This window comes from Roseateles sp. P5_E8 (assembly GCF_054177665.1).
The window spans coordinates 70,739-82,055 of the sequence record NZ_JBGCUM010000007.1 but is presented as its reverse complement, the minus strand read 5'-3'; the positions used below and the strand labels follow the sequence as shown (position 1 = coordinate 82,055).

The 11,317-nt window shown below is 70.6% G+C and carries 7 protein-coding genes; 1 reads left to right on the top strand and 6 read right to left on the bottom strand.

Annotated elements, in window-relative coordinates; translation table 11 throughout:
- Positions 1–12: 12 nt before the first annotated feature.
- The 5 genes from ACXRVZ_RS06055 to glnE all read right to left on the bottom strand — a co-directional run bounded on the left by ACXRVZ_RS06055 (position 13) and on the right by glnE (position 6,315).
- Positions 13–681 carry a glutathione S-transferase family protein gene (locus ACXRVZ_RS06055; RefSeq protein WP_457418685.1) on the bottom strand — a complete coding sequence of 223 codons (669 nt, stop codon included), beginning with the start codon at positions 679–681 and terminating at the stop codon, positions 13–15.
- A gap of 70 nt (positions 682–751) precedes the next feature.
- On the bottom strand, positions 752–1,645 hold the full coding sequence (locus tag ACXRVZ_RS06050) for a DMT family transporter (protein ID WP_457418683.1): 894 nt from the start codon (positions 1,643–1,645) through the stop codon (positions 752–754).
- Between the two features lie 165 nt (positions 1,646–1,810).
- Positions 1,811–2,443 (bottom strand): hypothetical protein, encoded by a 633-nt coding sequence (locus ACXRVZ_RS06045; RefSeq protein WP_457418681.1) that lies wholly within the window; start codon positions 2,441–2,443, stop codon positions 1,811–1,813.
- Entirely contained in the window at positions 2,433–3,023 is a 591-nt protein-coding gene (rrtA, locus tag ACXRVZ_RS06040; protein WP_458232242.1) for a rhombosortase, read from the bottom strand. Before rrtA ends, ACXRVZ_RS06045 begins: the two co-directional genes overlap by 11 nt.
- Before the next feature lie 568 nt (positions 3,024–3,591).
- The gene (glnE, locus tag ACXRVZ_RS06035; RefSeq protein ID WP_458232241.1) at positions 3,592–6,315 is read right to left on the bottom strand and encodes a bifunctional [glutamate--ammonia ligase]-adenylyl-L-tyrosine phosphorylase/[glutamate--ammonia-ligase] adenylyltransferase; all 2,724 of its coding nucleotides are present in this window, start codon (positions 6,313–6,315) and stop codon (positions 3,592–3,594) included.
- 50 nt (positions 6,316–6,365) lie between these two features.
- Here glnE and ACXRVZ_RS06030 point away from each other — a divergent pair, with 50 nt between their 5' ends.
- Positions 6,366–10,418 (top strand): YhdP family protein, encoded by a 4,053-nt coding sequence (locus ACXRVZ_RS06030; RefSeq protein WP_457418675.1) that lies wholly within the window; start codon positions 6,366–6,368, stop codon positions 10,416–10,418.
- Between the two features lies 1 nt (position 10,419).
- Here the strand turns inward: ACXRVZ_RS06030 and ACXRVZ_RS06025 are convergent, their stop codons facing one another.
- Complete coding sequence (locus tag ACXRVZ_RS06025) at positions 10,420–11,280, bottom strand: substrate-binding periplasmic protein (protein WP_457418674.1); 861 nt, start codon at positions 11,278–11,280, stop codon at positions 10,420–10,422.
- Between the last annotated feature and the right edge of the window lie 37 nt (positions 11,281–11,317).

Here is an 11,317-nt window from a genome sequence, read left to right as displayed (position 1 = left end):
GCAAGCCGCGCGTCAGGTCTTGGCGCGGTTGGCGGCCAGCGAGCGCTCCTGGTCGGCCTTGCGGTCGGCCACCACGCGGGCGGCATGCGGGCGCTCGCCGATCAGCTTGGCATAGGGCTTCCAGTCCACGCCGCCGGCGGCCAGCAGGTCCTCGCCATAGATGGCCTTGGTGGCCATGGCGACCAGGGGCAGGCTGACCCAGCCGGCGCAGTCGGCCATCGTGAACGTGTCGCCGGCCAGGTAGGGCCCGAACTTGGCCAGGCGCTTGAAGGCAGCGATGTTCTCGGGCAGCACGCGGGCGACGCGCTTCTTGGTGCCGTCGCTGACCTGGCCGCCGAAGAAGGCCTCCGCATACAGCTCGCGCGCGACCAGCTCCAGGTGCAAGTCCACGTAGACGATGAGCTCGCGTACCTTGGCGGCCTCGAAGGGGTCGGCCGGGATGAGGCGGGGCGTGTCGGGGTAGGCGGCTTCGAGGTAGTCGACGATGACCTGGCTCTCGCACAGCGCGCCCTGCGGCGTCTTCAGGAACGGCACCTTGCCCAGCGGCGAGCAGCTCAGCACGGCTTCCTCGTGCGAATGGGTCTCGATGCGCTCCTCGGTGAAGGGGATGCCCTTCTCCAGCAACGCGAACTTGGCCTTGTTGTAGTAGTTGGACAGCGGGATGCCGCAGAGGGTGATCATGGGTGGGTCTCCTGGGTGTGGAGGTGCAGTCTAGGCAGGAGCGGCCGCGCACTCTGGCACGGCCGTGACATCAACGGTTGACGAGCACGATCCCAGCCGCCAACGCGGCGAGCGCCATCACCAGCCGCGTGCTGATGCCCTCGCCCAGCAGCAGCGCGCCGGCCAGCAGACCGAACAGCGGCGTGCTCAAGGTGAACACGGCGAGCTTGGTGGCGGCGTAGTGGCGGATAAGCCAGAACCACACCAGATAGCTCGCGAACGACACGATGACGGCCTGGAAGCCGAACAGGCCGAGCAGGCGCGGCGACCAGTGCGTAGGCAGCGGCTCGCCGGCGAACACGGCCGCAGCGCAGAGCGCGAGGGCCGAGACGCCGAGCTGGTAGAGCAGCGTCTTCTCGGCCGGCGCGGAACTCAGCCGCGTGCCGCGGATGGCCAGCGTCGTGCCGGCCCACAGCACGGCGGCGGCCACGCCCAGCGCGTCGCCCCACCACTGCGTAGTGCTGTGCGGCGACGAGAAGCCTTCCGCGAACGCAAAGGCCACCGCGCCGAAGGCCAGCACCAGGCCGGCCCACTGCCTGCCGGCCAGCTTCTCGCCATGCGCGATCCACGGCATGCCCAGGGCGACGACGAAGGGCGACAGATAGATGAAGACCACCATGCGCGAGGCGCTGGTGTATTGCAGGCCCAGGAAGATGCAGGCGAACTCCGCCGCGAACAGCACACCGGCCAGCAGGCCGCCGCCCAGGCTGCCGTCGCGCTCGAACAGCCGCACGCCACGCGACGCCGACCACAGCCAGACGAGCAGGCCGGCGACCACCGAGCGCAGGCCGGCCTGCCACAGCGGCGCGATCTCCGTCAGCGCGGCCTTGGCGGCGACCTGGTTGATGCCCCAGAGGACGCAGCAGAGCAGCAGCAGCGCAATGGCGCGGGGGTCGAGCTGGGATTGGCGCATAGGGATGGTCATGCTCCGCGACGCGTGAGTGTTGGGGCCGAGCGCAGGGCCGCTCCCAAGCCGGCCCCGTTGGCGATGTGCGAGCGGCTCGATGCCGCACGCATCGCCGTCCCCCCGGGGGACCGACCAGACTCGCTCGCGTTCAGCGATGCGGGGTTGGGCGAGGGGCGTTTGATATCAGCGTTTACGCACCCGCTTCTTGGCCGGCTCCTGCGTCTGCACATAGCGCGTCGCCGTCAGCTTGTCCGACACGGCGCTGGTCTTGTTGTCCACATAGCCCCAGTTGCGCATGGCCAGGCGGACCTCGGTGTCCGACGGGCTGGCCTCGGGGCCCTTGGCGTGCACGACCCAGACGGTCTTGCAGATCATGTCGGCATGGAACTCGGCCATGCGCGGCAGTTCGGACGGGTTGCTCAGCACGGCGACCAGCATGCGCGCCTCGCGCAGGTTGGTGGTGATGCCGCCGGCCAGCGCCTCGGCCAGGGCCGGGTCCAGCGGGCCGACGGTCGGGCCGATCAGCAGGGCCGGGTTCTCGGCGCTGACGCCGAGCTTGGCGGCCAGCGTGGGTGGCGGCGTCTGCAGCTTCTTCAGCCAGCGGCCGGCTTCCTTCTCGCCCAGCACGAGGGCGACGGGCTCCTCGCCGGCTTCGAAACGCAGTTCCTCGCCTTCGACGCGCAGGTTCTGGAGCGTGGCGATGTCCCAGCGGCGTTTCAGGTCGCCGCGCAGCACGACGGTGGTCGATTCGAGCAAGGCGGTGGCCTCGGCGGTCTCGTTGCCGACGCGGGCGGTACAGCTGGCTTCACGTCCCATGCGGGTTCCTCGGTGATTTCGGGTAGCTGCGCATTGTCAGGCTCCAGGCGATGAGGCCGGCGATGGCGCCGGTGAGGTGGGCGAATGGGGCGACAGGGAAGTCGAAACCTGCGGTGGTGCGCAGGGCGGGGCCGAGGGGATGTTCGAGGGCGAGTTTGGCGATGAGGCCGATGGCGATGGCGGCGCCGATGAAGTGGTCGCGGCTGCGGCGCACGAGCAGGCTCAGCGCGGCGATGGCGACGAGGGCGTGCAGTTCACCGGAGAGGCCGGCATAGCGGTGGAGGTCGGGGCGGAGCAGCAGGGCTGCTTGAGTCAGCGGCAGGGCGATGAGGGCCGCGAGTGCCTCACGCTTGCCGAGGGTGGCGCGGTGGCCCAGCAGGGCGAGAACGACGCAGCCGGCGAGGTTGGCGGCGAGGTGGAGGGGCGTCCAGTGGACGAAGGCGGCGGTGAGGGCGCGCCAGGGTTGGGTGGCGATCAGGGCGGGTTGCCAGTCGAGCGCGTCGCGCGGGAACGGCCATGTCAGCAACGACAGCGCGGCGAATGCAGCGCAGACGGTCAGCCAACTCCTAGTGCGGTTCACTGGCGAGGCCCGAGCCGGGATTTCGCCCCGGCGGGCGAGTCACTTTGGCTTCGCCGAAACCTTCGGTTTTCTGGGCCGCCAGAAAGTAACCAAAGAGCTCCCCCCGACCGCCCCGCCCTGCGGTACTCAAGCCTCGAGGCCCCGCCCGGAACTCGCGCCGCTAGGCTCTGCTCAAACAACCGTGCGGAGTCAGTTCTTGAAGTGCGCTGCGCGCACGGCCTCAAGACTTTCCGTTCCTCGGCGGGGCTAAAGGGGGCACACAGAAATACATCCACCACCCGGCTTTCGGGTTTGGCTGTTGGCTGTTGGGGCTGTTCGGGAACCTCCCCTTCTAAACCGCCGAGAAGCGCAGAAGCCCGGGGCGCGAGCGAAGCGAGCTTCAAGCTCTGACTTCGCACCCCTTTGTTTGAACGGAGCGTAGCGAAGTGAGTTGGGTGCGGCCCCGGGCTTCGAGCATCGCAGGGGACCCCGACAGGGGCGGTTTCGCAGGGGAGAGCTTTTTGCTTACTTTTTGGCGGCGCAAAAAGTGAGTCGGCCGCCGGGACGAACCCCCGGCTGGGCCTGGCCATCAACCAAATACCGCGAGCCACAACGCCTGCACGGCATCCCGTTGCGGTTGCAACAACGCGGCCGCCTCGGCATCCAGCGCCGTCGACTGCTCATCCAGCCTTGCCTTGTGCTGCACCCGCCTCAGCTCCCGATACGCATTCGCCGCCGCCTCGCCAACCCCGCCAGGCAGCAGCCCTAAGGTCTCCGCCAGCCGCAGCAGCGCAATATTGCCCAGGTCGTCCTGCAACTGCGGATGCGCCGCCGAATGCGCCAGCACCAACACCTGCACGGCGAACTCGGCGTCCATCATGCCGCCCTCGCTGTGCTTCACATCGAAGAGGCCTTCCTTCACCGGCCGCGCCGCCCGCACCTTCTCGCGCATCGCCTGCACCTCGTGCCTGAGCGCCTCAGCGTCGCGCGGCGCCGTCAACACCTGGCGCCGCACGCTCTCGCAGCGCTCGGCCAGCTCGGCGTTGCCCGCGCAAAAGCGCGCCCGCGTGATGGCCTGGTGCTCCCAGGTCCAGGCGGTGTTGCTGCCCCGGCCCGTTTGATAGGCCTCGAAATGCGCCAGCGACGTGACCAGCAGCCCCGAGTTGCCATTCGGCCGCAACGCCGTGTCGATGTCGAACAGCTCGCCGGCCGACGTGCGCAGCGTCAGCCAGGTGATGAGGCGGCGCAGGAAGGCGCCGTAGATCTCGCTGGCGTTCTCGTCGTCGTCATCGAAGACGAACACCACGTCCAGATCGCCGCCATAGCCCAGCTCCTTGCCGCCCAGCTTGCCGTAGGCGATGACGGCCAGGCGCGGGTCGGGGCGATGCGCTTTGTTGAAACGCGCCCAGGCCCAGTCGATGGCGATCTGCAGCACGGCGTCGGCCAGCAGCGAGAGGTCGTCGGCAACCTGCTCCACCGTGATGCGGCCCTCGACGTCGCGCACCAGCGTGCGGAAGACCTCGGCGTGGTGGGCGCGGCGCAGCGTGTCCAGCAGCGACTCCTCGTCGGCCTGGCCGCTGCGGGCCCAGCCCTTCTCGCGGTCACGCAGGTCAGTGAGGAAGGCCTCACGGTCGAAGCGGGCAGTCAGCAGCAGCGGGTCGGCCAGCTCATCGATGACGCCCGGGTGCTGCATCAGATAACGCACCGGCCAGCGCGCCAGGCCCAGCAGGCGCAGCAGCCGCGCCTGCACGGCGGGGCGCTCGACGAGCATGGCCAGATAACTCTCGCGGCGCAGCAGGGGCTCGACCCAGTCGACGAAGCGCACCGCCGCGGCTAGCGAGCATTCATCGGCTTCGACGGCCTGCGCGGCGCGGTAGAAGAGCTTGGCCAGGCGCTGGCGTGACTCCTCGCGCAGCGCCTGCACGCGCGGCGTCTCGGCCAGCGCGCGCACGGCCACGGCCAGCGCCTCGGGCAGGCGTTGCAGGAAGTCCTCGCCGTCCACTGTGGGCTTGGGGCCACCGCACTGGCCGCCCTTGCAGCCACCCTGAGGCGCCGCGCCGCCCTCGTGCAGCAGCGCGTCGAACTCCATCGCCACCAGCTCGCGCACCTCGCCGAGCTGCTCGAACAACTCGCAGGTCTCGCGACTGCACTTCAGCCCCAGCGAAGCGGCAATCCAGGCCAGATCGGCGTCGCCCTGCGGCAGGCAGTGGGTCTGCTGGTCGTCCAGGAACTGGATGCGGTGCTCGACGCGGCGCAGGAAGACGTAGGCGTCGCTGAGGCGCCGGGCCGTCTCGGCCTTCATCAGGCCGCTGGCGGCAACCTGGGCCAGCGCCTTGACGGTGGAGCGCGTGCGGATCTCGGGGAACTGGCCGCCGCGCACCACCTGCAGCAGCTGCACGGTGAACTCGATCTCGCGTATGCCGCCGCGCGACAGCTTGACGTCGTTGGCGCGCTCGGGCCGGCCGGCGGCGCGGGCCTTGGCCTCGCTGCGGATCTTGCCGTGCAGTTGCCGCAAGCCCTCGAAGACGCCGTAGTCCAGGTAGCGCCGGTAGACGAAGGGCGTGACGAGGTCGCGCAGGGCCAGCGTGCGCGGGTCGCCCGGCGCGCCGGGGCCGCTGAGCGGTGCGACGACACGGCTCTTCAGCCAGGCGAAGCGCTCCCACTCGCGGCCCTGCACGAGGAAATACTCCTCCAGCATGGCCAAGCTGACGGCCGGCGGCCCGCTCTTGCCGTTGGGCCGCAGCGCCAGGTCGACGCGGAAGACCTGGCCGTCGTCGGTCACGTCGCCGATCAGCGCGTAAAGGCGCTTGGCGACGTTGGCGAAATATTCATGCGCGCTGATGGGCCGGCGGCCCTGCGTTTCGCCGTCGTCCTCGTAGACGTAGATGAGGTCGATGTCGGACGACACATTCAGCTCGCGGGCGCCGAGCTTGCCCATGCCCAGCACCCAGAAGGCGATGTCGCCGCCCTCCGCATTGCGCGGTTCGCCGTGGATCTCGTCCAGCTCGGCGCGGGCGGCCGCGACAGCGAGGTCCAGCGTGACTTCAGCGAGGTGGGTCATGGCCAGCGTGACCTCCGCCACGCTCGCGCCCTGTTCGATGTCCAGCACCGCCAAGCGCTCCAGCACCAGGTGGCGTGCCACGCGCAGGGCGCTGGCCAGCGTCCTATCCGTGGCCAAAGTCTCGATCAAGGCGGCGATGACGGCCCGGTCGGGCAAGCCCGGTTGAAGGAGCGGCAGCTCGGCCGCATAACGGCGCCTGATGCGCTGCACATAGCGGCTGTGTTCAGCAAAGACGGGAAACAGTTCGCTCATATCCCTGTGCTAGATTGGCCGCCGGCCGGTTCCCACTGCCCCAAGACAACGTGTCTGACATCCTCACGGCCGCCCTCCACCATTGTTCCCGCGCCGTCAACTGGCCTTTGCGCCTGTGCTGGCGGGCTTTGCGCTGGGCGCTGCTGCTGCTGGCCTTGCTGTGGGGCTTGGGCGTGGTGGCTTGGAGCGTGTTGCACTGGGCCATTCTCCCGCACGCCAACGAATGGCGCCCCTGGCTGGAAAAGGAAGCCTCAAAGGCCCTGGGGGTAGAGCTGCGCATCGGCCGCATCACGGTCGAGAGCGGCGGCTGGATGCCGCGCATGGAGCTGGGCGACGTGCGCGTGCTGGACGCCAGCGGCCGCCCGGCGCTCACCTTGCCGCGCGTGGCGGCCGTGCTGTCGGCGCAATCCCTGGTCGTGCTGCAGCCGCGCTTTTCGCAGCTGCTCATCGACGCGCCCGAACTCGTCATCCGCCGCGACGCCAACGGCCGCATCTTCATCGGCGGCCTCAACCTGGACGAGGCCGAGCGTTCCGACACCGGCACCAGCGACGCCGGCCTGGACTGGCTGTTCAGCCAACCCGAGCTGGCCGTCGTCAAGGGTCGTGTGCGCTGGGTGGACGAGAAGCGCGCCGACGCGCGGCCGCTGGAGCTGTCCGACCTGAACTTCATCATGCGCAACGGCCTGCGCCGCCACCAACTGCGCCTGGACGCGACACCGCCGGCCGACTGGGGACAGCGCTTCACGCTGCGCGGCCAGTTCACGCAGAGCGTGCTGAAGCGGCCGGCCGAGTTCTCGCACTGGAGCGGCGAGCTGTATGCCGAACTGCCGCGCGCCGACCTCAGCCAGCTGAAGCGCCATGTGGACCTGCCCTTCCAGCTCAGCGAGGGCGACGGCGCCGTGCGCGCCTGGGGCCAGATCAAGGACGGCGAGCCGGTCAGCGCGACGCTGGACCTGGCGCTGCGCGCGGTGCGCCTGAAGGTGCTCGAGTCCGCGCCCGAGCTGGACCTGGACCACATCGAAGGCCGGCTGGACCTGGCGCGCAGCAAGGACCGTTTGAGCCTGCAGGCCCATCAGCTCGGTTTCGTCAGCGGCGATGGCGTGGCCTGGCCGCGCTCGGACTGGGGCGTGAGCCTGCAGCTCGGCAAGGCCGACGAAGTGCTGGGCGGCGAGGTCAATGCCCAGCGCCTTGACTTTGCGCTGATGGCCCAGATCGCCCAGCGCCTGCCGCTTGGCGAGCGCGCCCACCAGCTGCTGGATGAACTGGCGCCGCGCGGCCTGCTGACGGCCCTCTCCGGCCAATGGCAGGGCACGCTGGACGCGCCGCGCAGCTACCGCGTCAAGGCCCAGTTGGACGGCCTGGCCCTGGCCGCCAAGCCCGGCGAAGAGGGTCACCTCGGCCGCCCCGGCCTGCGCGGCGCCAGCCTGGCACTGGACGCCAGCGAGCGCGGCGGCTCGGCCAGGCTGACGGTGCACGACGGCGAAGTCGAGCTGCCCGGCCTGTTCGAGGACCCGCGGCTTCCAATCACGCGGCTGTCCACGCAGTTGAGCTGGCAGTTGCCGCAAGCAACTGCCAAGACGCCCGGCGAGGTGGTGCTCAAGTTGCAGGACCTGAAGCTGCAGACGCCCGACCTGAGCGGCGAGTTCGACGTGACCTGGAAGCGCCAGGCCGGCGCCACCACGCCGGGCTTCCTGGACCTGACCGGCCGGGTCGCCCAGCGGGTGGACGCGACGCGCGTGGCCCGCTACGTCCCGATGAGCCTGCCCAACACGCGCAGCTACATCGCACGCGCGCTGCTGGCCGGCGAGGCGCGCAACACCCATGTGCGCATCAAGGGCGAGCTGGCTGACTTCCCCTTCGACACGCCCAGATCCAGCGGCATCTTCCGCGTCTCCACTCAGGCCCAGGGCGTGCGGTTGGCCTATGTGCCGCCGAGCGACGTCGGCACCAACTGGCCGGTCATGGAGGGCGTGGACGCCGAGGTCATCTTCGAGCGCGGTGGCATGCAGATCAAGGACGGCCGCGCCAAGGTGCTGGGCTATGAGCTGAGCGGCGTCAACGGCGGCATCAAGGACTTGCACCGCGGCCGCGTGCTGGCGCTGGACGGCAACGGGCGCGGCGCCGGCACCGAGCTGCTCAACTTCGTGCGCAGCTCGCCGCTGGACGAATGGCTGGGCCACGCGCTGAGCACCACGGCGGCCCAGGGGCCGGTGGCCCTCAAGCTGGGTCTGAGCATCCCGCTGGACGACACCACGCAGACGGCGGTCAAGGGCCAGCTGCAGCTGGGCGGCGTGGACCTGCGGCTGCGGCCCGAGCTGCCCGCGCTGGCCAGCGCACGCGGCCGCATCGACTTCGACCGCAAAGGCCTGCTGCTGGCTGGCATGACGGCGCGGCTGCTGGGCGGAGACGCCGGCATCGAGGGCGGCACGCAGCGCGACGGCAGCATGCGCTTCGCTGTGCAGGGCCAGGCCACGGCCGAGGGCCTGCGCCGCACCACCGAGCTGGGCGCCGTCACACGCCTGGCCCAGGCGGCCAGCGGCCAGACGGGCTACCGCTTCCAGCTGGCCGTGGGCAAGGAGGGTCATCCGGAACTGAGCGTGTCGAGTAACCTGCAAGGCCTGGCGCTGGACCTGCCCGCGCCGGCACGCAAGGAGGCCGAGACCCAGCTGCCGCTGCGCCTGCTGATCGCGCCGACCGGCGCCGGCCGCGACGAGATCCGCCTGGAGGTGGGCACGGCGAGCGCGCCGCTGCTGCAGGCGCAGTTGCAGCGTGACGTCTCCGGCCCTGTCTCGCAGGTCTTGCGCGCCGCGCTGGCCGTGCAGGACAAGCTGCCCGCCCTGCCCGCGGCAGGCGTGCTGCTGCAGGCCAACGTCGCCTCGCTGGACCTGGATGCCTGGCAGCAGCGCCTGGGCGCGCTGGCCGGCGGTGGTGGCAACGGTGGCGAAAGCAGTGACGACGCTCTGGGCCTGCTGCCCAGCCAGATCGCGCTGCGCAGCCAGGCCCTCAAGGTGGGCGGCCGCCAGCTGGGCCGCGTGTCTGCCGTGGTGGCGCGCGATGGCAACAACTGGCGGCTCAACGTCGATGCCGAGCAGCTCACCGGCCGCATCGAGCTGAAGGGCGTCAAGGGCGGCCAGATCGAGGCCGTGCAGGCGCGACTGACGCGCCTGTCGCTGCCGCGCTCCGAGGTCGAATCGGTCAGCGAGCTGATGGACCCGGCCAAGGCCGCGGCCAGCAGCAGCCCGCTGCCGTCGCTGGACATCGAGGTCGACGACTTCGAGCTGCGCGGCAAGCACATGGGGCGCCTGGAAGTGCTGGCCCAGGCGCCGGCCGGCGCGCGCGACTGGCAGCTGGAGAAGCTGCAGATCCTGTCGCCCGACGCGACGCTGAGCGCCACGGGCCGTTGGGGCGGCAATCCCGGCAGCGACGGCCAGCGCCGCACCACGCTCGACTGGAAGCTCGACGTCCACGATGGCGGCAAGCTGCTGGAGCGCCTCGGCCAGGGCCAGGCCTTGCGCGGCGGCAAGGGTGTGCTGGCCGGCCAGGTGGGCTGGGACGGCTCGCCGCTGGCGCCCCATTACCCAAGCATGGCCGGTGCCCTCAACATCCAGCTCGACACAGGCACCTTCCTGAAGGCCGAGCCCGGCGTCGGCCGGCTGCTGGGCGTGCTGAGCCTGCAGTCGCTGCCGCGCCGGCTGCTGCTGGACTTCCGCGACGTCTTCGCCGAGGGCTTCACGTTCGACGGCGTGACCGGCGACGTGAAGATCGCCGCCGGCGTGGCGCGCAGCGACAACATCCGCATCCGCGGCCTGCAGGCGGCCGTGCTGGTGGACGGCAGCACCGACCTGGCCGCCGAGACACAGAAGCTGCGCGTCGTCGTCGTGCCCGAGGTGTCGGCCGGCGGCGCCTCGCTGGCCTACGCGGCCATCAACCCGGCCGTCGCCCTGGGCGCCTTCCTGGCGCAGATGATCCTCAGCCGCCCCATGGCTGCGGCCAACACGCGCGAGTTCCACATCACGGGCACCTGGGACGACCCGAAGGTCGAGAAGGTGGACGGGCCGGCGGCAAAGGCAGCGAGCGCCGCGAGCGCGGCCAGCGCGCTCTAGGTCAATTCGGGCGGGGTGTTGCGTCCGCCTCCAGCGCGCGCAGCTGCAGCCGCAGCCCCGTGTAGCCGCGCAGCTGCGCCAGCGCCGCCTTCAGCCCGGGCTGGGCCATGAAGAGGGCATCGAAGCTGCCATCGGCCGCCGCCAGGTTCAAGCCGCGCTGCAGCCGCTCGGCCAGCTGCGGCCGGCCGGGCGTGACGAAGAAGTACAGCGGCTGCCGGTACTGCAGCGCCAGCCCCGGCAGTTCGACCAGCCCCAGCTCGGCATGCTGCTGCACCTCGATGTCGATCTCCTCGCGGGTGCGCGGGATGAAATCGAAGCGACCGGCCTTGAGCATGCGGAACAAGGCATCGAACTTGGGCGTCGCCTCGACGGTGAAGCCGTTGGCTCGCAGGATCTGCGCATCGCTCCAGAAGGTGCCGGCACCGGCGCTCAGCCGGCGCAGCTCTTCCAGCGTGCGCAGCTTGCGCAACCTCGGCACGTCGGCGGCGCGCACGAGCAGGAAGCGCAGCTCGTTGGTGCCCTTGAGCAGGTTGAAGCGCACCGGCAGCGCTTGCGCCTCGCGCTCGGGCGTCGTCGTGCTCCACAGCAGGTCGAGCTGGCTGTCCGCCAGCAGCTGGCGCAGGCGTTCGCGCGGCAGATCGACCGGGGCGTGGATGAGCGTGGGCGGCGGCTCGCTGTCGGCGGTCCTGGCGAGCGCCAGCTTCAGCACCTCGATGAAGAACTGGCCGTGCGCGCTGTAGGCCTGCGGGTCGGGCACGCGCAGCGTCAGCGGCGCGCCCGCACTCGCGCCGCGGGCCGGTGACAGCGCGGCTGCGAGGGGAAGCGCCAGCAAGTGACGCCGCAGGCGGGACGGAGGCGGCATGGCGGCTTGATTCTCGTCCCGGGCGACTCTGATCGGC